The organism is Minwuia sp., assembly GCF_048007105.1.
In the GTDB taxonomy this organism is placed as follows: domain Bacteria; phylum Pseudomonadota; class Alphaproteobacteria; order Minwuiales; family Minwuiaceae; genus Minwuia.
In genome coordinates this window covers 3,709,869-3,732,508 of record NZ_CP180352.1, presented here as the reverse complement: position 1 = coordinate 3,732,508, position 22,640 = coordinate 3,709,869, and the positions used below count along the sequence as shown (strand labels likewise).

General features: G+C 64.5%; 20 protein-coding genes, 1 tRNA gene, 1 pseudogene and 1 riboswitch. Of the genes and pseudogenes, 12 read left to right on the top strand and 10 right to left on the bottom strand.

Annotation, left to right across the window (positions count from 1 at the left end; all coding sequences use genetic code 11):
* Positions 1-17 precede the first annotated feature (17 nt).
* From ACMVY4_RS18110 to ACMVY4_RS18085, 6 genes and pseudogenes are all read left to right on the top strand, one after another.
* Complete coding sequence (locus ACMVY4_RS18110) at positions 18-848, top strand: bifunctional allantoicase/(S)-ureidoglycine aminohydrolase (RefSeq protein ID WP_416900344.1); 831 nt, start codon at positions 18-20, stop codon at positions 846-848.
* A complete protein-coding gene (locus tag ACMVY4_RS18105) occupies positions 845-1,354 on the top strand; it encodes an ureidoglycolate lyase (RefSeq protein WP_416897376.1) in 510 nt (169 codons plus the stop codon). The genes ACMVY4_RS18110 and ACMVY4_RS18105 overlap by 4 nt, the downstream gene beginning before the upstream one ends.
* A gap of 180 nt (positions 1,355-1,534) precedes the next feature.
* Positions 1,535-2,581, top strand: a complete 1,047-nt coding sequence (gene dctP / locus ACMVY4_RS18100) for a TRAP transporter substrate-binding protein DctP (protein WP_416897375.1) — start codon at positions 1,535-1,537, stop codon at positions 2,579-2,581.
* Positions 2,582-2,713: 132 nt separating this feature from the next.
* Complete coding sequence (locus ACMVY4_RS18095; protein WP_416897374.1) at positions 2,714-3,304, top strand: TRAP transporter small permease subunit; 591 nt, start codon at positions 2,714-2,716, stop codon at positions 3,302-3,304.
* Between the two features lie 22 nt (positions 3,305-3,326).
* Positions 3,327-4,672, top strand: a pseudogene (locus ACMVY4_RS18090) (TRAP transporter large permease).
* Between the two features lie 234 nt (positions 4,673-4,906).
* Complete coding sequence (locus ACMVY4_RS18085) at positions 4,907-5,365, top strand: hypothetical protein (protein ID WP_416897373.1); 459 nt, start codon at positions 4,907-4,909, stop codon at positions 5,363-5,365.
* Positions 5,366-5,390: 25 nt separating this feature from the next.
* Here the strand turns inward: ACMVY4_RS18085 and ACMVY4_RS18080 are convergent.
* From ACMVY4_RS18080 to ACMVY4_RS18060, 5 genes are all read right to left on the bottom strand, one after another.
* Positions 5,391-5,466: transfer RNA gene (locus ACMVY4_RS18080), tRNA-Ala, on the bottom strand.
* A gap of 79 nt (positions 5,467-5,545) precedes the next feature.
* Positions 5,546-6,838, bottom strand: a complete 1,293-nt coding sequence (locus ACMVY4_RS18075; RefSeq protein ID WP_416897372.1) for an O-acetylhomoserine aminocarboxypropyltransferase/cysteine synthase family protein — start codon at positions 6,836-6,838, stop codon at positions 5,546-5,548.
* A 235-nt stretch (positions 6,839-7,073) separates the two neighbouring features.
* Positions 7,074-7,592 (bottom strand): PAS domain-containing protein, encoded by a 519-nt coding sequence (locus ACMVY4_RS18070; protein WP_416897371.1) that lies wholly within the window; start codon positions 7,590-7,592, stop codon positions 7,074-7,076.
* A 118-nt stretch (positions 7,593-7,710) separates the two neighbouring features.
* Entirely contained in the window at positions 7,711-8,367 is a 657-nt protein-coding gene (gene ribB, locus ACMVY4_RS18065; RefSeq protein WP_416897370.1) for a 3,4-dihydroxy-2-butanone-4-phosphate synthase, read from the bottom strand.
* A 104-nt stretch (positions 8,368-8,471) separates the two neighbouring features.
* Positions 8,472-8,629, bottom strand: a riboswitch (FMN riboswitch).
* Between the two features lie 98 nt (positions 8,630-8,727).
* A complete protein-coding gene (locus ACMVY4_RS18060; protein WP_416897369.1) occupies positions 8,728-9,600 on the bottom strand; it encodes an alpha/beta fold hydrolase in 873 nt (290 codons plus the stop codon).
* 173 nt (positions 9,601-9,773) lie between these two features.
* Here ACMVY4_RS18060 and ACMVY4_RS18055 point away from each other — a divergent pair, with 173 nt between their 5' ends.
* The 5 genes from ACMVY4_RS18055 to ACMVY4_RS18035 all read left to right on the top strand — a co-directional run bounded on the left by ACMVY4_RS18055 (position 9,774) and on the right by ACMVY4_RS18035 (position 14,286).
* A complete protein-coding gene (locus tag ACMVY4_RS18055) occupies positions 9,774-10,577 on the top strand; it encodes an enoyl-CoA hydratase/isomerase family protein (RefSeq protein ID WP_416897368.1) in 804 nt (267 codons plus the stop codon).
* A gap of 65 nt (positions 10,578-10,642) precedes the next feature.
* Positions 10,643-10,840 carry a ferredoxin gene (locus ACMVY4_RS18050; protein WP_416897367.1) on the top strand — a complete coding sequence of 66 codons (198 nt, stop codon included), beginning with the start codon at positions 10,643-10,645 and terminating at the stop codon, positions 10,838-10,840.
* A gap of 2 nt (positions 10,841-10,842) precedes the next feature.
* On the top strand, positions 10,843-12,048 hold the full coding sequence (locus tag ACMVY4_RS18045; RefSeq protein WP_416897366.1) for a cytochrome P450: 1,206 nt from the start codon (positions 10,843-10,845) through the stop codon (positions 12,046-12,048).
* 100 nt (positions 12,049-12,148) lie between these two features.
* Positions 12,149-13,210: a phosphotransferase gene (locus tag ACMVY4_RS18040; protein ID WP_416897365.1), complete on the top strand. Its 1,062-nt coding sequence runs from the start codon at positions 12,149-12,151 to the stop codon at positions 13,208-13,210.
* Between the two features lie 257 nt (positions 13,211-13,467).
* On the top strand, positions 13,468-14,286 hold the full coding sequence (locus ACMVY4_RS18035; protein WP_416897364.1) for a flagellin: 819 nt from the start codon (positions 13,468-13,470) through the stop codon (positions 14,284-14,286).
* 84 nt (positions 14,287-14,370) lie between these two features.
* Here the strand turns inward: ACMVY4_RS18035 and ACMVY4_RS18030 are convergent, their stop codons facing one another.
* From ACMVY4_RS18030 to ACMVY4_RS18020, 3 genes are read right to left on the bottom strand one after another with little or no spacing between them, the layout of a single operon-like run.
* Positions 14,371-17,544 carry an efflux RND transporter permease subunit gene (locus ACMVY4_RS18030; protein ID WP_416897363.1) on the bottom strand — a complete coding sequence of 1,058 codons (3,174 nt, stop codon included), beginning with the start codon at positions 17,542-17,544 and terminating at the stop codon, positions 14,371-14,373.
* 36 nt (positions 17,545-17,580) lie between these two features.
* Positions 17,581-18,720, bottom strand: a complete 1,140-nt coding sequence (locus ACMVY4_RS18025; RefSeq protein ID WP_416897362.1) for an efflux RND transporter periplasmic adaptor subunit — start codon at positions 18,718-18,720, stop codon at positions 17,581-17,583.
* Positions 18,721-18,738: 18 nt separating this feature from the next.
* Entirely contained in the window at positions 18,739-19,275 is a 537-nt protein-coding gene (locus ACMVY4_RS18020) for a PadR family transcriptional regulator (RefSeq protein ID WP_416897361.1), read from the bottom strand.
* 149 nt (positions 19,276-19,424) lie between these two features.
* On the opposite strand from ACMVY4_RS18020, the gene ACMVY4_RS18015 reads away from it, so the two are divergent.
* Complete coding sequence (locus ACMVY4_RS18015; protein ID WP_416897360.1) at positions 19,425-19,907, top strand: PAS domain-containing protein; 483 nt, start codon at positions 19,425-19,427, stop codon at positions 19,905-19,907.
* Here ACMVY4_RS18015 and ACMVY4_RS18010 read toward each other — a convergent pair.
* A complete protein-coding gene (locus tag ACMVY4_RS18010; RefSeq protein WP_416897359.1) occupies positions 19,895-21,094 on the bottom strand; it encodes a mandelate racemase/muconate lactonizing enzyme family protein in 1,200 nt (399 codons plus the stop codon). The two genes, ACMVY4_RS18015 and ACMVY4_RS18010, sit on opposite strands and share 13 nt — an antisense overlap.
* A gap of 73 nt (positions 21,095-21,167) precedes the next feature.
* A complete protein-coding gene (gene fumC, locus ACMVY4_RS18005) occupies positions 21,168-22,568 on the bottom strand; it encodes a class II fumarate hydratase (RefSeq protein WP_416897358.1) in 1,401 nt (466 codons plus the stop codon).
* Between the last annotated feature and the right edge of the window lie 72 nt (positions 22,569-22,640).

Below are 22,640 nucleotides of genomic sequence, written 5' to 3'. Positions count from 1 at the left end.
GCGGAAGGAACCCGGAACTGATGGAAACGTCCTACTACTCGCCCTCCGGCGGCCTGCCGGGGCCGGAGCATCTGATGACCGGCCGGGCCGTGTTCACGACCGCCTATGCGGTCATTCCGAAAGGCGTCATGGCCGACATCGTCACCAGCAAGCTGCCCTTCTGGCGGGAAACGCGCCTGTGGGTGCTGTCGAAGCCGCTGACCGGATTCGCCGAAACCTTCTCTCAGTACATCGTCGAGATCGCGCCCGGTGGCGGCAGCGACCGCCCCGAGACCGAGCCGGGCGTCGAGGCGGTGCTCTTCGTGACCGAGGGCGGCATGCGGCTGACGCTGGACGGCAATGGCCATGAGCTGACGGCCGGGAGTTATGTCTATCTGGCGCCGGGCACCGACTGGCAGGTCGTCAATGACGGCGCCGCGCCGGTCCGGTTCCACTGGATCCGCAAGGCTTATGAGGCCGTGGAAGGACTCGACCATCCAGAGAGTTTCGTCACCTGCGAGAGCGATCACGAACCGCGTGTCATGCCGGCGGGGCACGACGGATGGATGACGACGCGCTTCGTCGATTCCGACGACCTGCGCCACGACATGCACGTCAACATCGTCACATTCCGGCCCGGCAGCGCGATTCCCTTCAAGGAAACCCATGTGATGGAGCACGGCCTCTACGTGCTTCAGGGCAAGGCCGTCTATCACCTGAACCAGGACTGGGTGGAAGTCGAGGCGGGAGACTACATGTGGCTGCGCGCCTTCTGTCCGCAGGGCTGCTACGCGGGCGGGCCGGGCCTGTTCCGCTACCTTCTCTACAAGAACGTCAACCGGCACATGAAACTGCGGCCCGGCGCATGACGCCTGAAGCGATCACTGCCGTGCCGTTGACGGCAGAAGCCTTCCGGCCTTTCGGCGACGTGCTGGAAGCTGCCGGAACAGCTGACATGGTCATCAATGGTGGCCGGTGCGACCGTTTCCACGACCGGGCGCGGCTGACCTTCGGATCGGGCAGGGCGGGAATCAGCATCTTCCGCTCCGAAGCCGTCGCGTTGCCCTGCCGTCTCGATCTGATGGAACGGCACCCGATCGGCAGCCAGGCGTTCCTGCCGATGACCGACGCCCCCTATCTGGTCGTCGTGGCCGTTGACGAGGGCGGCAGGCCAGGCCCGCTGAACGCTTTCCTCGCAGCGTCCGGGCAAGGCGTGAACTACCTCGCCGGCACCTGGCACGCGCCCTTGCTGGCGCTCGTCGACGGTGCAGCGTTCGCGGTCGTCGACCGAATCGGCAAGGGGGAGAATCTGGAAGAGTTCGCGTTGCCGCACGGCGTTCTGATCGTGTCGGAGGCGGCAGAGAACCCGGCTTAGCGGGCCGTTCGGCGATTCGGCAGCGTGGCATGGGCAATTGACTGTCCGCCCGTAGCGTTGAAGAGTGCCGCGGATGAATGCCCCGGCCATGACGGCTGGCGAACCGCGGGCCCCGACTGCCCGCACTGACAATGAGATCGGGCCTGCTGTCCGATCCGACATGACAAAGGGAGGTATGTCATGACCGACAAGAATTCTGGTCTGTCCCGCCGCAAGGCGCTGGCCGCCGGCGCAGCGCTGGTCGCAGCGCCCGCCATCATCGGCTCGAGCTCGGCTCGCGCGCAGGAGAAGGTCGTCTGGAAGGTGCAGTCGCACTGGCCGAAGGCGTCCGCGTCCTATGGCGACAGCCTGCAGGTCATCGCCGACGAACTGGCCGAGATCACCGGCGGCCGCTTCACCCTGGAACTTCACGGTGCCGGCGAGTTCGCCAAGGGCGCCGAGATCTTCCAGATCGTGAAGAAGGGCGTGGTCGAGATGGGCACCATCTCGCCGGGCTACATCCTGGGCGAGGCGCCGATGGCCGGTCTCTGCCTGGGCGTGCCGGGCACGTTCCGCGAGCCCTGGGAGTTCGAGTACTACCTGAAGAACATGGGCGCCGAGGCCATGTTCAACGAGGAACTGGCCTATCACGGCGTCGTCAGCCGCGCCGAGAAGGTCTACCCGACCGAACTGGTTGTCTCCAAGGAGATCGCCGAGGCCGGTGACTTCTCCGCCATGAAGCTGCGTTCGTCCGGCTCCTACCTGAAGTACCTGGAAGCCGCCGGTGCGGCGCCGCAGTACGTCGCCGGTCCGGAACTCTACCAGTCGCTGGCTTCCGGCGTCGTTGACGGCGCCCATTGGGGTGCGGCGCAGGGCGCCCAGTCCATGTCGCTGTGGGAAGTGGCCAAGTTCCACATGAAGCCGACCATGGGCATCGCCATGGATACGCTGATCATGAACAAGGCGGCGATCGACGCCCTGCCCGAGGATCTGCGCTTCACGCTGATGATGCATCTGGAGACGCGCTTCTGGAAGCGCTGCGCTGAATATCAGTACAAGGAGATGACGGCGCTCGCATCCGGCATCGCAGAGCACGGCGTGCAGGTGAAGCAGTTCCCGCAGGGCGTACTGGACAAGTTCGCCGAAGCGTCGCGCGCCATTCTCGAGGAAGAGCGTGCCAAGGGCGGCAATGCGGCCAAGGGTACCGAGATGCTGGTCGAGTTCCTGAAGGTGCTCGGCTACGCCTGAGCGTGATCCGGGGCCGGGCCGGAGAGTTTTCTCCGGTCCGGCACCTGCGTCCTTTCTGCGTCACGACGCCCGGACCGGCTCCGGACGGCCTGTGGCGTGCCAGACCCGTTTCTGAACTGATTGGATAGTCACATGGGCGCCATCACGGCGATTGCCCGGACAGTCACGACAACCAATCTCTGGATTGCGAAGTTCGTGAACTGGGCGGTCCTGATCCTGTTCGTGCTGCTGCTGGCGGATGTCGTCATGCGCAAGGTGGTCGGTGCGCCGGTCTCCTGGTCGCAGCAGGCCTCGCGGCTGATCTTCGGCGTCTACGCCATCATTGGCGGCGGCTATCTGCTCGCCCGCCGGGAACACGTCAATGTCGACCTGTTCTACGGCAGTTTCTCGAAGAAGCGGAAGGCGGCGGTCGATATCGCGACCTCGTTCCTGTTCTTCTGTTTCCTCCTCGTGCTCCTGCCCAATGCCTATGACATGGCCGCCCAGTCGGTCTGCATGGCCGAGGGCGTGCCGCCCTGGTGCAAGTGGGAGGTGGACGAGCTCGCCGTCTGGAAGGCACCGCTCTGGCCATCGAAATGGATGATCGTGGTCGCGGCCATCCTGCTGTTCCTGCAGGGCATGGTGAAGCTCGCGGCCGACATATTCATCCTGATTGGAATTGACGTGGACGAGAGCGCCTTCGGCCCGATCGCCGACGGTGCGGAGGGCAAGGTCGATGTCTGAGATCGTGGCCAGCTATGCGGCCATGGCCATCGAGTGGAAGACCTTCCTCTTCTTCGGCCTGCTGTTCCTGTTCATCATGCTGGGCGTGCCGCTGACCTTCGTGCTGGGCGGCCTGAGCGTCATCTTCATCTTCGTCGAGTTCCAGGCGAACCCCGCGTCCGACGGCCTCTATCTGGTGGCGTCGAAGATGTGGGACCTGATGGAGACGTCGTCGCTCATTGCGATCCCGCTCTACGTCTTCATGGCGATGGTGCTGGAGCGATCCGGCGTCGCCCACGACCTCTACCGGATGATGCATCTCTGGTGGGGCGGACTGCGCGGCGGTCTGGCCATCGGCACGGTCCTGATCTGCACCATCTTTGCGGCAATGTCGGGCATCTCCGGCGCAGCCGTGGTGACCATGGGCACCATCGCCCTGCCGCAGATGCTCTCGCGCGGCTATGACGCCCGGCTGGCGCTGGGCGCGATCAATTCCGGCGGCGGCTGGGGCATCCTCATTCCGCCCTCGATCCTGATGGTGCTCTACGCCCTGATCACCGAGGTCTCGATCGGCAAGCTGTTCGCGGCCGGTGTCGGTCCGGGCCTGCTGCTTTTCGTGCTCGTGTCCGCCTATATCGGCATCCGTTGCTGGTTCCAGCCGAGGCTGGGCCCGTCGCTGCCGGCCGAAGACCGCGGCACCTGGCCGGAGAAACTCCGCGCCCTCCGCTCGGTGCTGCTGCCGATCATGATCATCGTCATGGTTCTGGGCGCGATCTTCTCGGGCCTGGCGACCGTGACCGAAGCGGCCGCGGTCGGCGTGCTCGGCGCTCTGGTCGCCAGCGCGGTCAACCGCAAGCTGAATACCCAGTTGGTACGGGAAGCCGCCATCCGGACCTTCCGGCTGACGACCCTGATCACCTGGATCGTCTTCGCCGCCCATGCCTATTCCACGGCCTACACCGCGATGGGCGCGGAAAGCTTCATCACGCACATGACCGAACAGATTCCCGGCGGCCGGTGGGGCGCGCTGGTGTTCATGATGATCGTGCTGTTCTTCCTCGGCATGGTGCTGGATCCGGTGGGCATCATGCTCATCACGCTGCCGGTGTTCCTGCCGCTGGTGAATGCGCACGGCTTCGATCCGATCTGGTTCGGCATCCTGTTCGTCGTGATGATGGAGATCAGCTACATGACGCCGCCATTCGGCTTCAATCTGTTCTACCTAAGATCGGTGACGCAATCGGACCCGTCCATGCAGCACCTGACCATGAAGGACATCTACTGGTCGGTCGGCCCTACACGATCGTCGAGCTGTTCGGCCTGTTCCTGATCGTGCTGTTCCCGGCCATCGCGCTGTGGCTGCCGGACATGCTGTTCTCTGGGGACTAGGGGATACGGGCGCAAAGTATGGCGGCCGGGGTGAGACGCCCCAGCCGTTCACGCAGGCTAGCTTGGTTGATGCGCGGGACCCAATTAGTCCTTTGCATAAGGCTAAGAAAACTGGGGCGGATGCGAGGGCACTATTTGCGACAGCGGATCGCAGCTAACCCAGACGGTATTGCGGAAGGCGTCACCATCGGTTCGACAGTACGGGGAACTTTGACAAGGCAATGAGACAAAAAAATGATGCTGGATCAGTTGGCTAGAATCGCTGAATTGGCCTCTTCGGTATTCACGATGATCGGAGTTGCCTTCGCGATCTTCGCGGCGCTCGTTTCGTATCGATCCTTTCGACAAGCGAGAATGCTAAACAGAGAGGTTATTGCCCGACAAATTTATGCATCGGCGGTACAATCGTTCGCTGACAATCCAAAGTTCGCAGAGCCGATGGATATTGAACAATTCAATGATCAAGAAATAGTAAAGTATCGATGGCTCATTACCGGGATGCTCAACGCATTGGATGAAATGCTTACTTCTTCCGCAAAAGAAGATTTCGAGCTGTGGCGGAATGTTTTGCGTCAAATCACGAAATTACATTTTCAGTATATTACGTCTATTGAATTCGCTACAGCTGATCGTCCAACTTATTCGAAGGTCATGATGGGCATCATAGATGAGCGTATTGCAGAGCTGACTTAGTCAAACAGCGCTCGTGAGGGAAAATTGGTGGAGCCGAGGGGAATCGAACCCCTGACCTTCGCATTGCGAACGCGACGCTCTCCCATCTGAGCTACGGCCCCACGAAGACCGGCGGCGTGCCGCCGGGACGCCCGTCTATAGGGGCGGTCCCGGCGGACGTCAAGCCGCGTTTGAGGCCGGTCAGGCCTTGGCCAGCGCCTGCTCCAGATCGGCCAGGATGTCGTCGATATGCTCGATGCCGATCGACAGCCGGACATAGGAATCATTGACCCCCGACGCCTGCTGCTCCTCGGGCGTCAGCTGGCTGTGGGTGGTGGTCGCCGGATGGATCGCCAGGCTGCGCGCGTCGCCGATATTGGCGACGTGATAGAACAGTTCCAGCGCGTTGATGAAGGCCGCGCCGGCGTCCTTGCCGCCCTTGATCTCGAAGCCCAGAAGGCCGCTGTAGCCGCCCTTCATGTAGGCATCGGCGCGCCGCTTCGCCTCGCCGTCCATCAGACCCGGGAAGATCACCTTGTCGACCTTGGCGTGGCCCTGCAGGAAGGCGGCAACCTTGGCTGCGTTCTCCGAGTGCGCGCGCATGCGCAGCGGCAGCGTCTCCAGACCCTGGATGAACTGGAAGGCGTTGAACGGGCTCATCGCCGCGCCCAGGTCGCGCAGCAGGGTCACGCGCGCCTTGATGATGTAGGCGATCGGCCCCAGCGGCTTCACTGCCTGCGACCAGACAGCGCCGTGATAGCTCGGGTCCGGCGTGTTCAGCGCCGGCTGCCGCTCGGGATGGGCCTCCCAGTCGAATGTGCCGCTGTCCACCAGCAGGCCGCCGATGGAGGTGCCGTGGCCGCCGATATACTTGGTCGTCGAGTAGACGATCACGGCGGCGCCATGGTCGAACGGCCGGCAGAGGATCGGCGCGGCCGTATTGTCCATGATCAGCGGAATGCCCTGCTTGCGGCCGATCTCGGCGACCTCGGCGATCGGGAAGACCGTCAGCTTCGGATTGGGCAGGGTCTCGGCGTAGTAGGCGCGGGTCTTTTCGTCGGTGGCGTTGGCGAAGTTCTCGGGGTTCGCCGGATCGACGAAGCGGACCTCGATGCCCTGATCCTTCAGCGTGTTCGCGAACAGGTTCCAGGTGCCACCGTAAAGATCGGTCGAAGAGACGATGTTGTCGCCGGCCTTCGCCAGATTCTGCACGGCAAAGGCGCTGGCGGCCTGACCCGATGCCAGCGCGAGCGAGGCGACGCCGCCTTCCAGCGCCGTGACGCGCTGCTCCAGCACGTCGCAGGTCGGGTTCATGATGCGGCTGTAGATGTTGCCCAGTTCCTTGAGCGCGAACAGGTTCGCAGCGTGCTCGGTGTGCTGGAACTGGTACGAGGTCGTCTGATAGATCGGCACGGCCACCGCGCCCGTGGTGGGGTCGGCGCGATGTCCCGCATGCAGGGCGATGGTTTCCGGGTTCTTGCTCTCGACGGTCATGGTTTGGCTCCTTCTCTTCCGTCAGGAAGCCAGCGGAGGAGGCCGTTCGCCCGATGCGCAACCCGATGTCCGATGGCCGAAGAAGCAACGCGCCGTCCATCTGAACCCGGGGCGGCGCTCGGTCTACTGAGCAGACCACCTCTTTAGCTGTTTTTCCGGATCGTTTCCGTCCCGGGCGCCCGCAAGCTGGCTCAAATCGGCGCGGGAGGGACGCTATGAAGGTGGCGGGCCGGAGTCAAGCTGCGCGGCGGTCGCCCTCTGAAAAGTCGAGGATCTCGCCGGGCGGGTAGGGGCGGTGCCCGAAATCCGCATCGTCGGAATGGAACAGGTTGGAGAACAGCAGCATGTTCACCGCCTCGCCATCCGCCGAAAGCGGCATGATCAGGCGTTTGACTTCCAGCCGCCTGTTGTCCGCGTAGCCGAATTCGGTATGGGAATAGACCGGCCGGCGCATCGTCACCGCTTCCGAGAAGAGCGCATCCAGATAGTCCCGGTATTCGCCGAACTTCAATTCGTGCAGCCAGGTGCCGGTCACGTCCTTTCCCAGGACGAAACTCATCTGGGTGCCGACCAGGCGGTACTTGAAGCGGAGCCGGTCGTTTCCGTGAACGACATCGATCAGGCCGAGATGCTTCAGCAGGCTGGGCACGTCCTCGGGCCGGATGTCCTCGCGCGACGGCAGCGCCTTGCGGCCGGCGCGAAGCCGCCAGTATTCCAGCAGCGTCTTGTGCTGCGGCGTCAGCAAATCGGACATCAGGCGACCATTCTTCTCGAACCCCGGTTGCACTATGAATCAGTGTGAATTGTTCCGCTATCGAAATATGGATGACCAGACAACCAGTTGACGTGTGGGGAACCCGGCCTTCCGCAACTCATCTGCGGTAGTGGTTGCGCCAGGCGGCAAGGTCCTCGATGGTCAGAACGGGAAACCCGTGCCGGCGGGAAAAGGCGCAGATTTCGGGCAGGCGCGCCATGGTGCCGTCGGGGTTGGCCAGCTCGCAAAGCACGGCGGCAGGCTTGAAGCCGGCCAGGCGGGCGAGATCCACGCTGGCCTCGGTGTGTCCCCGGCGGACCAGCACGCCGCCATCCGCCGCCCGCAGCGGAAAGATATGGCCGGGCCGGGCGAGATCCTCGGGCCGCGCCTGGGGCGCGATCGCGGCCCGCACCGTCGTGACGCGGTCTGTTGCCGAGACACCGGTGGTCACGCCCTGCCGGGCCTCGATCGACACGGTGAAGGCGGTCCCCATCGAGGATGTGTTCTCCTCCACCATCGGCGGCAGTTTCAGGCGGTCGAGCAGGTCGCCGCGCATCGGCAGACAGACGATGCCGGAGCATTCGCGTATCAGCATGGCCATCTGCCGTTCGCTGACCGTCTCCGCGGCGAAGACCAGATCGCCCTCGTTCTCGCGGTCCTCGTCATCGACGATCAGCACGCCATTGCCTTGCCTGAAGGCGCTCAGGGCGCGCTCCACCCGTTCGAACGGTGTGCCGAACGGCTCCAGAAGCGATTGATGTCCGATGGTCTGCATGTGGTCCTCCCGCAGTGGCGGGTGACTCATGCCCAGGGCTTGCCGGGCGCTCGAACGCACGGCCGTCAATGCGCAACCGGGCGCAGATACCGCGCACGGACGCATCGCTCTCTCTCCCATCCGGACTGTTACCGTCGGCCCAGGAATCTCACCTGGTCTGCTTGTCCCGAGCGGTTTCGGAAGAAACCGCAAGGCGCTCGCGGGCTTCGGGAAAGTTCCCGTCACCGCCGGTCAGGAATTTCACCCTGCCCTGAGAAAGCGTCACCTAGAAATGTTGCGGCCCCGCCGGATGGCGAAGCCGGATACGAACCTACCGGACCTTCCGCGCGGGTCAAGCGCGTGCAGAGCCGCCATGCGAAATCAGGCAGACGCGATCCGTTTCAACGTGTCGATCGTCTCCTGCGGCTTGTCGAGCAGGAGATGGTGATAGGCGTCCTTCATCTCGACGAAACGGGCCTGGGGCGGCGCGATCTCGCGCATGTAGGCCATCGTTTCAGGCGTGCAGAGCGCGCTTTCGGTGCCCCAGAAGACTGTCAGCGGGATCTCGATCTTCGGGAAATAGCCGGCCTGCTCCTGCCAGAAGGGCGGGCCGAAGGCCGGATGGCCGAAAATGTTGGTGCGCGCCTTCCAGGTCCAGCCCTTCGGCGTCTCCATGACGCCCGTATCGGCGATGTAGGCGACGGCGAAGGGCGTCACGACCGGCTGCTCCGGGATCAGGCGGAACCGCTCGACAGCGATGTCCTTGGACGGGTACTGGCGCTTGGCCACCCGCGGCGGCCCCGGCCGTTTCATGTCGGGCGGGTAGACGGGTGAATCCATCATGACCACGCCGCGGATCAGGTCCGGATGCTCGACCGCGACCCGCATCGACATGCCGCCGCCGAAGCTGTGTCCGATCAGCAGCGGCGGTTCGGCGAAGCCCATGTCCCTGATGACGGCGACGATGTCGTCCTTGAAGCCGCCGGGCGTGACCAGCGCGCGTTCGTCCGAATCGCCCATGCCGGCGAAATCCATGGCCGCGACCCGGTAGTCTTCCGCCAGCGCCGGGGCGATGAAGTCCCACCAGCCCGAATGCGCAGCATTGCCATGGCAAAGCACCAGACCGGGCGCACCTTCCTTGCCGCGTACGCGGTAGTGGATCCGCGCGCCGCCACTCTCGGCGAAGTGCGCCTCCCACGGGCTATCGACCGCGCGCAGGAACCAGTCCGGCGCACCATCCCGCCAGTCGCTCATGTGTTCATCCCCCGAATTCGCCTCGTGGCGATTCATAATCCAGGTCCGGCGGCGGGCAATAGCGGGGCGGTCCGCATGCCGCCATGCGCCGGGGCGCAGACGGCGGAGTTTCGTTTCCCGCTTCGGGGGCATCAGGCATAGTTGTTCCTGCACCATTCACAGGGGAGGAAGTGATGGCTGAGCAATGGCAGGCATCGAAGTTCGAACTCGGCGAGGACGGCGTGGCTCTCTGGACCATGACCGAGCCGGAGATCATGAACCCGCTGACGCCGGAACTGCACAACGACTTCGACACGCTGGTCGACCGGGTCGAGGGCAATGAAGACATCCGCGCCTTGATCATCGCGGGCGAGGGACGGGCCTTTTCCGCCGGCGGCAACGTCAAGGGCATGGCGACGCGGGAATTCAACGCGCACGGCATGCGGAACAAGCTGATTTCCGCGCATCAGTGGGTCGAGCGGCTCTACAATCTGGACTGCCCGGTGATCGCCGCCGTCGATGGCCTCGCCTTCGGAGGCGGTTTCAGTTTCTGCCTGCTGGCCGATTTCGTGCTGGCGAGCCCGAAGGCCCGCTTCTGCTCGGTCTTCGGCCGCATCGGACTGATCCCCGATCTGGGCGTTCTCTACACGCTGCCCAGGATCGTCGGCATGTCGACGGCCAAGGAGCTGATGTACACGGCCCGGAGCATCGATGCGGAAGAGGCGAAGGAGATGGGCATCGTCCATGCCATCCATTCTTCCGAGGCGCTGATGGACGAGGCGCGGACATTCGCCCAGCGGCTGGCCAAGGGCTCGAAACCGGCGATGGCGCTGACCAAGCGCGTGGTCAACGGCGCCTACGAGATGAGCTACCGCGATCTGGTCGATGCCGAGGCCAACGGACAGGCGCTGATGTTCACGACCGACTTCCACAAGGAGGCCGTGCGCCGGTTCATGGCCAAGGAACCCCGTCTCTACGACTGGGATCAGATGAAATAAGAATCATGCTTCATGTTTTGGAGCGATTGTGCTAGGATGCACGCATAAGAAATGGGGAAACGCCGATGAAGATCCGGGTCAACGAGGACAAGTGTCAGGGCCACAACCGCTGCTGCGCGGTGGCGCCCAACCTCTTCGATGTCGATGAACTGGGGAATGCCTTCGCCCTGAATGACGGGGTGGTGCCGGCGGGCGAGGAGGCCAACGCGAAGCTGGCCCGCGACAACTGCCCCGAATTCGCCGTCGAAATCGTGGAGGACTAGCCATGCAGGAACGTAAGCCCGTCACGGACTGGGCGACCGACTACGACATCTTCGACAAGCAATATGTCGACGATCCTTTTCCGATCTGGGAGGACCTGCGGGGCCGCTGTCCGATCGCGCATACCGACCGGAACTTCGGCTCCTGGCTGCCGGTGGACTTCGACGACCTGCAGGCCTTTGTCGGCATGGTGCCGGCGCTCTCCTCCAGGGAGCCGATCGTCGTGCCGCCGGTCGATGTGCCCGATGACGAGATCGGCGCCGATGGCGGCGCGCCGCCGATCACGGCCGATCCGCCGATCCAGAACATGTATCGGCGCTCGATCCTGCCGTTCTTCACGGTGAAGGCGGTCGCCAAGCACCGGCCCTATACCGAGCAGCTCTGCAACGATCTGATCAACCGCTTCCACAACAGCGGCAAGGCGGATGCGGCGGCGGACTACGCGCAGCAGATTCCGCCGCGCGTGATCGCACACATGCTCGGCATCGACGAGAACCGCACCGACGACTTCACGCAGTGGGTCCGGAACGTGCTGGAACTCGGCCTGACCGACGCGGACCTGCGCATCAAGTATCGCAAGGTGATCCGCGACTTCTTCTTCGGCGTCGTGACCGACCGGCGGAAGAACCCGGGCGACGAGGACCTGATCTCCAAGCTGATCGCCTCCAAGGTCGGGGACGAGCCGCTGAACGACAACCAGATCGTGTCGATGTGCAACCTGCTGCTGGTGGCGGGCATCGACACCACCTGGAGCTCCATCGGTGCGGCGCTCTATCACTTCTCCACCAATGCGGAAGACCGCAAGCGGCTGTCGGCGGATCATGAGCTGTTCCCGACAGCGATCGAGGAGATGCTCCGCTTCTACGCGCCGGTGACCATGGCGCGCGTGGCGACAGAGGATGTCGAATACAACGGCGTCACGATCAGGGAAGGCGACCGGGTGCTGATGAACTTCCCCGCCGCCTGCCGCGATCCGAAGCATTTCGAGGACGCCGACAAGGTCGTCATCGACCGCCAGAAGAACCGCCACATCGCCTTCGGCGCCGGCATTCACCGCTGCGCCGGCTCCAACCTGGCCCGGATGGAGATGGATGTGGCGCTCCGCACCTGGTTCGAGCGCATTCCGGAGTTCGAGCTGGCCGAGGGCGCGACCGTTACCTGGGCCGGCGGCCAGGTCCGCGGGCCGCGGAGCGTGCCGGTCCGCTTCTGAAAGACGGGGAGACGCAATCGATGGCGGGTCTGCAGCAATGCAGGCTCGCCATTGTTGTTCATGTTCCTATAATCACGACGTTTCTGGGGAGGAACGGCACGTGAGCACACCAGTATCCGACGTCGAGATCGTCGATGTCCGCCCGCAGCACCAGTTCGATGTCGCCGCGCTGGAGGCGTATCTGTCGGACAATGTCGCCGGCTTCGAGGGCCCGCTGACCGTGCGGCAGTTCCAGGGCGGCATGTCCAATCCGACCTTCCATCTGGAAACGCCGAAGCGGCGCTATGTGATGCGCAAGAAGCCGCCGGGCCAACTGCTGAAGTCGGCCCATCAGGTCGACCGCGAGCACCGGGTGATGGCGGCGCTGTCCGACACGCCGGTGCCGGTGCCCGAGATGATGTGCCTGTGCATGGATGACGACGTCATCGGCCAGGCCTTCTATGTGATGGAACATGTCGAGGGCCGTGTGCTGATCGACCCGGCCGTGCCGTCGATGACGAATGCGGAGCGTACGAAGCTCTATGACCACTTCACCGAAGTGCTGGCGCATCTGCACATGGTCGATCACGTTGCAGTCGGGCTTGAGGATTTCGGCCGGCCCGGCAACTACTACTCGCGGCAGATCTCCCGCTGGTCCAAACAGTATGTCGCCTCGGTGACCGAGGAAATCCCGGAGATGGATTTCCTGATGGAGTGGCTGCCGGCCAACACGCCGGACGCCGAGGAAGTCTCCGTCGTCCATGGCGACTACCGCATCGGCAACTGCGTCCTCCATCCGACCGAACCGCGCATCGTGGCGGTGCTGGACTGGGAACTCTCGACGCTGGGCCATCCGCTCGCGGACCTGGCCTATGTGGCCCAGGAGTATTACGGCCACGCGGCGGCTGGCGGCTTCGCCGATATCGATCCGACGACGATCGGCATTCCGTCCGAGGATCAGTTCCTCCGCCGCTATTGCGAGTTGACGGGACAGGGCGAGATCGAGAACTGGCCCTTCTACATCGCCTACACGATGTTCCGTTCCGCGGCGATCGTGCAGGGGGTCTACAAGCGGGGCCTCGACGGCAATGCCTCATCCGACGCGGCGAAGAACTTCGCCGGCTTCGCGCAGCAACGGGCGAAGTGGGGCATGGACGTCCTGAAGAAGGCCGGCGTGGTCTGAATCCCGCCGCCGGAGATCGCTGACCCGGCAACAAATGACCTGTTAACCAAGGACATTCCCGCCGCCGCAGGGAAAGAACTGCCGGGCCGCCGCGGCCCCGGACTCGTGCTGCATTTCAGTTTTTATATTGAAAACAGATAGTTGGATGCATTTTCGGCATCTGGCACAGCCATTGAACTGTTCCGGCCATGCCACACCGCAACGTGTGGGTGAACCGCGGGGCTCATGAAGGCAGCCCGTCTGAACAGGAGAAAGAAATGCTTTCGGTCAACACCAATACCGGCGCGATGGTGGCTCTGCAGCAGCTCAACGCCACGAACCGCGATCTCAGCGAAGTCCAGAACCGCATCAGCACCGGCCTCAAGGTCGCCGGGCCGAAGGATGACGGCGCCGTCTTCGCAATCGCCCAGAACATGCGCGGCGAGATTGCCGGCTTCGAAGCCGTCAAGACCGCCCTCGACAACGCCGTCAGCGTCGTCGATGTCGGCCTCGCCGCCGGCCAGTCGATTTCCGATCTGCTGATCGAGATGAAGGAAAAGGCGGTCGCCGCTCTGGACCAGAGCCTGGAGACCTCCAGCCGCAACGCGCTGCAGAACGACTTCGCCGCGCTGCGCGACCAGATCGGGACCATCGTCGGCAACGCCGAATTCAACGGCTTCAACATCCTCAGCGGTTCCAACGCCTCGCTGTCGGTGCTGGCCAACCCGGATGGCGCGACCATCACCGTAAGCGCCCAGAACATGTCGACCGGCACCGCAGGCCTGTCGATCTCGGCCCTGAGCCTGGCGACCGCGACCAATGCCGGCGCCGCACGCTCGGCCATCGATGCGGCCATCAACACCGCCAACCAGAACCTTGCGGTCCTCGGCACGCGCGCCAAGACGTTGGAGATCCACACCGGCTTCGTCGACAAGCTGATCGACAGCCTGACACAGGGTGTCGGCAATCTGGTGGATGCGGACCTGGCGAAGGAAAGCGCGAAGCTCCAGGCCCTGCAGATCAAGCAGCAGCTGGGCACGCAGGCGCTCTCGATCGCCAACCAGTCGCCGCAGGCCATCCTGTCGCTGTTCGGCTAAGACAAGCCCTTCAGCTCCAACGGTTCACCGGGGCCCTCGGACGGAAACGTCCGGGGGCCTTGGTGATTCTGGGGGAGGCGCTGCCTACTCGGCGGGGGCCAGATCCATTTCCGGCGTCTGCTGACGGTCGCCCTTCTTGCCGCCGCCCGAGACCGCCTCACCGAGGCGGGCGCCGAGAGCGAGCAGACAGGGTGTCACGATCAGGGTCAGGATGGTCGCGAAGCCGAGGCCGAAGGCGACGGCGCTCGCCAGCTGCACCCACCACTGCGTCGACGGCGCGCCGACGGTGATGGAGCGTTCGAAGAAGTCGATATTGGCCTGGAAGATCATCGGCATCAGGCCGCAGATCGTGGTCACCGTGGTCAGCAGAACCGGCCGCAGACGCTGGGCGCCGGTTCGCACGATGGCCTCGTAGCGGTTCATGCCGGATTTCTCGAGCCACGCGTAGGTATCGATCAGAACGATGTTGTTGTTCACCACGATGCCGGCCAGCGAGATCACCCCGACGCCGGTCATGACGATGCCGAAGGGCTGTCCCATCACCAGCAGGCCGATCATCACGCCGATGGTCGACATGATCACCGCCGTCAGGATCAGGAAGGCGCGGTAGAAGCTGTTGAACTGGGTCACCAGGATGATGCCCATGATGAACAGCGCGATGATGAAGGCGTTGCCGAGGAAGGCCTCGGCCTTGGCCTGTTCCTCGTCCGCGCCGCGGAAGGCGATCTCGATGTCGGACCCGTAGTCCTGCTCGTCCATCCAGGCCTTGATCTCCTGGACCTTGTCGTCGACCAGCAGACCTTCGGCGACATTCGCCTTCACCATCAGGCGAAACTTGCCGTCGACGCGTTCGATGGTGCCGACCTTGGGCTGCGGTTCGCGGGTGACGAAATTGGAGATCGGGACCATGCCGTTCGGCGTGTTGATGGTCAGGTCCTCCAGCTGGTCGAGGTTGCGGTATTCCTCGGGGAAGCGGACGCGGATCTCGACGTCCTCCTCGGCATCGTCGGGCAGGTAGTCGTCGACCAGCACGCCGTTGGTGACGAACTGGATCATGCCGCCGATCGAGGCCACGTCCGTGCCGAAACGGCCGGCCTGCGACCGGTCGACGACATAGGCCCACTGAATGCCGGGCAGGGCGCGCGAATCCTCGATGTCCTGCAGACCCTCGACGGTTTCCAGATACGCGCGGATATCGGCCGCGACCGGCTCCAGCTTCTCGCGGAAGTCCGACGTGATCTGGACCTGGATGTCCTTGCCCGTCGGGGGGCCTGCCTCGGGCTTGCGGGGCTCGACGACGATGCCGGCGATATCGGCGGTCTTCTGGCGGATGTCGGGGAAGATTTCCGAGACCGGACGCCGCTCTTCCCAGTCTTTCAGCTCCAGGTTGATGATGCCGATGACGTCTTCGGAGATGTCGTTGCCGTCCTGATCGCGCTTGCCGGCGCGGGTGTAGACGCTGTCGAAATCGCCGAACGCGAGGATGCGGTTCTCCACCTTGCGGACAAGCGCGTCCTGCTCGGCGATCGACAGGTTGCCGCGGGCATGGACGTAGACCAGCGCCTGCTCCGGCTCCACGTCGGGAAAGAACTCGACGCCCTTGCCGAACACGCCATAGGCGGCATTCACGCCGATCAGCGAGACGACGGCGAGGACGACCACGATCGGCGGGCCGACCAGCGGGCGCCGCACCAGCATGGACAGGAAACGTGCATAGACGCCGGTGAAACCGGGAATCTCCCGGATGGAGCCGGTCTCGGCCATGGCCACGGCGCTGCTCTCGCCGGCGGAACCCTTGCCGAAGATGGAGCCCAGGGTCGGTACGAAGATGAGCGCCATCAGCAGCGAACCCGACAGCGTGGTGATCAGTGTCAGCGGCAGGAACTGCATGAACTCGCCGACCACGCCGGGCCAGAACAGCAGCGGCATGAAGGCGGCGAGGGTGGTCGCGGTCGAGGCGATGATCGGCCATGCCATGCGCTTCGCCGCAAGCCCGTAGGCCTTCTTGCGATGCTCGCCCTCGGACATCTTCCGGTCCGCGAACTCGGTGACCACGATGGCGCCGTCGACCAGCATGCCGACGGCCAGGATCAGCGCGAACAGCACCACGATGTTGATGGTGAAGCCGAAGATGTAGAGGTAGAGGATGCCGATCAGGAAGCTGCCCGGAATCGCGACGCCGACCAGCAGCGCCGAGCGCAGGCCGAGCGCGGCGACGACCACGATCATCACCAGCAGGACGGCGGAGATGACGTTGTTCTGCAGGTCGGTGAGCATCGTCCGGATCTGCTCGGAGCGGTCCTGGCTGAAGGTCACGTTCAGCCCGGCCGGCCAGCCCTGGGACGTTGCGCCGACGACGGCCTTCACCTGGTCGATGGTGTCGATGATGTTGGCGCCGGTCCGCTTCTTCACCTCCAGCGCGACGGCGGGACGGCCGTCCAGACGGGCGACGTTCTCGACGTCCTTGAAGGTCCTGCGGATGGTGGCGACGTCCTCAAGCGTGACCACGGCGTCGCCTTCGGTCTTGATCGGCAGGGTCAGGACGTCCTTGGCCGTCTTGAACAGCGCCGGCACCTTGATCGGGTTCCGGCCCAGCCCGGTATCCTTGACGCCCGCTGCGACGAGGCGGTTGTTGGCGGTCATGGTCCGGATCAGTTCCTGCTGGTCGATCTGGTAGCTCTCCAGCTTCGCCGGATCGATCAGGATCTCCAGCATCTCGTCGCGGTCGCCGGCCATGTCGACGCCCAGCACATTGGGCAGGCCCTCGATCCGGTCCTGCAGGTCGCGCGCGACCTTGAACAGCGCCCGCTCCGGCATGTCGCCCGACAGGGTGACGACCAGCACCGGGAACAGGCTGAAATTCACCTCGTTGATCTGCGGTTCGTCGGTGTCCTCGGGCAATTCGCTCTTGGCGAGGTCGACCTTCTCGCGCACGTCGTCCATCGCCTTGTCGACATCGAAGCCGGCGTCGAACTCCAGCACCACCGAGCCGAAGCCGTCGGCGGCGATCGAGCGCATCTCCTTCAGGCCCTCGATGCCCTGAAGCTCCTGCTCCATCGGCCGGTTCAGCAGCCGGGCCGCATCTTCCGGGCTGATGCCGTCATGGGTCATCGAGACGTAGAGGATGGGGACGTTGATGTCCGGATCGGATTCCTTCGGAATCGAGATATACGCCGCGATACCCGCCAGCAGGATCAGCAACAGCGTCGCGATGACGGTCCGGGCCCGGCTCAGGGCGGCGTCGATAATGGCCTGCATGTCGTCTCTCCCTCGTCCGGCGCGGGGCCGGCTGGATCAGTTGCTGGCGACTTCCACGATCTCGCCGTCGTTGACGTATTCCTGGCCGACTGTGATCACCTCGACGGTCTCCGGCAGCCCGCCGACCCAGACGCCTTCCGGGCCTTCGGACAGGATCTCGACCGGCATGAAGCGGACGACCTTGCCGGGCCCGACGGCGCGGATGCCGACGACGCCCTTGTCGTTCAGGGTCAGGACTGCCGGGGAGATCCGGTGCGCCGGGGCCTTGCCCGCGGCCAGCCGGATCTCGGCGGTGATGCCGTCGCGGATCTGGCCGTCGGCATTCCCGACCTCCACCTCGACGCGGAAGGTGCGGGTCGCCGGGTCGGCGGTCGGGGCGATGAAGCGCACCTTGCCCGAGACATTCATGCCGCCGACCAGGGTGGCCGTCGCCGGCGCGCCCTCTTCGATCCGACCGACCTCGCGTTCGGCGACATTGCCGACCACCAGGATCGGATCGCGGTCGACGATGGTGGCGACGGGATCGCCGATGCCGAGGAAGCTGCCGAGCTGAACCTGACGTTTCGCAATCGTGCCGTCGAAAGGCGCACGGATGGTGAGCTGGGAAATCTCGACATTGACTCGGGTCAGTGCGGCCTGTGCGGCGTCCAGCTGGGCCTCGGCGGCGGCCACGGCGGTGTCGGACTTGAAACCCTTCGCAGCCAGCTTGACGGCGGCGTCGCGTTCGATCTGGCGCTGCTTCACGGCGGCGACGGCCTCGAGCCGCCGCGCTTCGCGGTCCTGGGTGCTGAGGCGGACGATGGCGTCGCCCTTCTTCACCTTCTCGCCCTTGGCCTTGTAGATGTCGACGACGCTGCCGCTGGTCTCGGCCATCAGATCGACGGTGCGCACGGACTCCGTACGGCCGCGCAGGACGACGTCGACAGTGCGGACCTCGGCGCGGTTGGTCTCGGTCTGGACGACGACCTTGTCGCCATGGCCTGTGACGGTTTCCTGACCCGCGGGGGGCGCTGCCGGCGCAGGGGTCGTTGTGGTTGTCGGCTCGCTCGACTCAGCCGTCCGGGTGGCGCCTTCCTCGGAAAGCGCCGCCTGGATCTCGTCCTGGAAGATGCCGGAGCCGAGCCAGATGACGGCCGCCAGTGCGATGATGACGGCGATGATGACGGATCGTTTCAAGGTCGGCTCCTGTGTCGGTCAGTCGGCGGCCGTGTTCGCCATGAGCGCCTGCGCTTCGAGCAGGTGCCTGTTCTCGTTCAGATATTCGCGTTCGGCGCGGTAAACCGCGGCGCCGAAGCCGTGCATGAATCTGTCGACGTTGCTTGCTTCGCCTTCGTGACAGCCGTCCAGATCGTCAATCTTCGTATCGAGTTCCCGGATGCGGCTGTCGATCAGATGCGCGACGCGGGACGGGGCCATCAGGTCGGCGAACATCAGCATCGCCAGGAATTCCGAGCGGATCCGGTCCTTGCGCGGTTCGCGGGCCAGGGCATCGAGAAACACCATCCGGCCCGTCGGCGTGATCGAATAGACCTTCTTGTCGGGGCGGCCGTCCTGCGCCTGTTCGGTGCAGGTCACCAGCTTCTCCTCGGTCATCTTCGTCAGCGCCGGGTAGATCGAGCCGAAGCTGGCGTCGTAGAAGTGGCTCAGGTCCTGTTCGAAGGTCTTCTTGATCTCGTAGCCGGTGGAGTCGCGCATTGTCAGCAGCCCCAGGCAGAGGGTTCGGATATCCATCCAGGCGGTTCCTCGCTTGATTTCCAATCGATATATTTCAGATCGATATATTTTTCAAGCTGGATTGTGCGCTGCAAAAGCGGTTCTTAATCGGTTTTCAATGTTTGCGATACAATGTGCTCCACTGGCACAACCGGGGTGGGCGGTCGATGAGCCTTGAGATTTTTCAGGATCCGGCGGAGGAGGATATCGCCGATCCAACTCTCAGGGCGTTGTGGCTCTACTGGCAGAGCCTCAGCCGTCGGAAGAGCAGTCTGCCTTCGCGCAGGGATATCGACCCGGCCGATATGCAGTCGATGCTGCCCTGGACCTTCCTGATCGATCCGAAGGGTGAGGGCGGGTATCGCTATCGCCTTGTCGGCACCCGCATCGTCAAGGACATGGGCTACGACATGACGGGCCAGTTGGTGGCCCGCGCCTATGCCGGGCCCGACTGGCCGGAAGTGAAGAAGGACTACGATTTCGTTGTCGCCAGGGGACAGGCCTGCATGACCTACAACAGCGTCGTGCTGGTGCCGTCCAATGTTCACTACACCTATGCGCGGCTGCTGCTGCCGCTGGCTTCCGACGGCGAGACCGTTGACATGTTGCTGGGCGGCGCCGTGCAGAGCGCGCCGCGTCAGAGGGCCTGAGCCGCGACCTCCGCATCGTCGCGGTCGAAGACGCCGGGCAGCAGTCGCGTGCCCAGCCCCGGCCCGCCGGGCGGTGAGACCTGCCCGTCGGCAACCTCCGGCAGGTTCTCCGCCAGTTCGCGGTACCAACCGAAATAGAAGGCCCGGACGAATTCCTGGATCAGGGCGTTGGGTGTCGCGAGGACGAAATGGACCGAGGCCGCGAACTGCAGCGGCCCGGTGCAGTCGTGCGGCGCGACCGGCAGACCCGACGCCTCAGCGACGGCGGCGATCTTGCGCGCTTCGGTCAGGCCGCCGCACCAGCCGAGATCGGGCATGGCGATATCCACGCAGCCCGCCCCGAGCATGCGGTTCCAGTCCCGCAGCCCGCCCACGGTCTCCGACGCCGTGATCTGGGCGTTCGTGGCCTGTCGCAGCCGCCGGAATCCCTCGAAATTGTCCGGCCGGATCGCGTCCTCGATCCAGAACGGTGCGTGGGGCTTCAGCGCCTCGGCAATCCGGGCGGCGGCGGGCGGCGACCAGAGCCCGTGCAACTCGCACATGATGTCCATCTTCGCGCCGACGGCCTTGCGGATCTTGGCGAACGGCGCGACAGCTTCGGCCATTTCGTCGGCCGTTATGTCGAAACCGCCGCTGCGTTCCGCCGCGAAGTCGAAGGGCCAGATCTTCATGCCGGTGACGCCCATCTCCAGCAGGCTCTCGGCAAGCGCGCCAGCATCCGTAAGGAAGGCGTCCAGATCCTCGTAGGGACCTTCGGCCTCGTCCTTCAGGCCCCAGTTGCCCGTCTCCTGCATCGGCTTCTCGCGCACGTAGCGATAGCCGGCGCAGGTGTTGTAGACGCGGATTCCGTCGCGGCAGAGCCCGCCCAGGAGATCGTGAACGGGCTGCCCCGTCGCGCGGCGAACCAGATCGTAGAGCGCCATGTCGATGGCCGACTTGCCGCGCATCTCGGCGCCTGACCCCGAATACCCGACATAGGGCGTGATATCGCGATGAATGGCGTTGATCTGGCGCGGATCGCGGCCCAGCAGGATGTCAGCGGCTGTTTCGTGCACATAGGCCACCGCGGCCTTCGAACCATAGAAGGCCTCGCCAACACCCTCCGTGCCGTCATCGGCTGTCAGGCGCACCCAGAAGAGGTTGGGAAACTCACCCAACCTCAGCGTTTCGACCTTCGCGATCCTCATGCGGTGAGGCTAGGCCCCTCCGTTTCGCCCGACAAGCGGGATGCGTGTGGGTAACGCCACCGGCGGCGGCCGGTCAGTCGACCTCGTCGGGCCGGGTCATGGCCAGCGGATCGACCCAGCGGTCGTAGTCGGCCTCGCTGACGCCCTGAGCGATCGCGGTTTCCCGCAGTGTGGCGCCGGTCTCATGCGCGGATTTGGCGATCTGCGCGGCGGCTTCGTATCCGATATGCGGCGCCAGCGCGGTCACCAGCATCAGCGACTGCTCCATCAGTTCGCCGATCCGTTCCTCGTTGGCCTCGATGCCGCTGACGCAGTTGTCGGTGAAGGAGCGGGTGGCGTCCGCCAGCAGCCGGATCGAATGAAGGACGTTGTAAACGATCACGGGCTTGAAGACGTTGAGCTCGAAATTGCCCTGGCTGCCGGCGAAGGTGACGGCCGACGCCGCGCCCATGACCTGGGTGCAGACCATGGTCATGGCTTCGCTCTGGGTCGGGTTGACCTTGCCGGGCATGATCGACGAGCCGGGCTCGTTTTGCGGCAGGATCAGTTCTCCCAGCCCGGAGCGCGGACCGGAAGCGAGGAACCGGATGTCCTGCGCGATCTTGAACAGGCTGGCGGCCAGCGTGCTCAGGACGCCGGCGATCTCCACCATGGAATCGTGCGCAGCGAGCGCCTCGAACTTGTTCTCGGCAGAGCGGAAGGGGTGGCCCGTGATCTCTGCCAGCGTCTCCGCCACCGCCTCGCCGAAGCCCTCCGGGCTGTTGAGACCCGTGCCGACCGCGGTGCCGCCCTGGGCCAGTGCGTAGAGGCGGGGCCGCGCCGTGCGTATCCGCTCCATGCCCAACTCGACCTGCGCGGCGTAGCCGGAGAAGGCTTGTCCCAGGGTCAGCGGGGTCGCATCCTGAAGATGCGTCCGGCCGATCTTGACGATGCCCTCGAAGGCCTCGGCCCTGGCCTCGAGCGCGGCGTGAAGACGCCTGAGCGCCGGCATCAGCGCGCCGGCCAGCTGCTCGACTGTCGCCACATGCATGGCCGTCGGGAAGGTGTCGTTGGACGACTGCGAGCGGTTGACGTGATCGTTGGGATGCACGGGCTGCTTCGCGCCCAACTCGCCGCCAAGGATCTCGATGGCGCGGTTCGAAATCACCTCATTGGCGTTCATGTTCGTCTGTGTGCCGGATCCGGTCTGCCAGACGACCAGCGGGAAGTGGTCGTCCAGGTCGTTTGCGGCCACTTCGGCGGCAGCCTGCATGATGGCGTCGCCGATTTCCGGCTCCAGCAGGTCGAAATCCATGTTGACCTTGGCCGCCGCCTGCTTGACCAGGCCGAGGGCGCGGATGAAGGGAGGCGGGAAACGGTCCGCGCCGATGCGGAAGTTCTGCAGGCTGCGCTGGGTCTGTGCGCCCCAGTAGCGGTCTGCCGGGACCTCGATGTCGCCGAAGGTGTCGCTTTCTGTTCGCGTACCCTGTGCCATGCCCGAGTTCCCTCCTGCGGGGCCGGTCCCAAGGCGGACCGCAAGAGATGTGGCGTGGTCAGGGGCATCCGG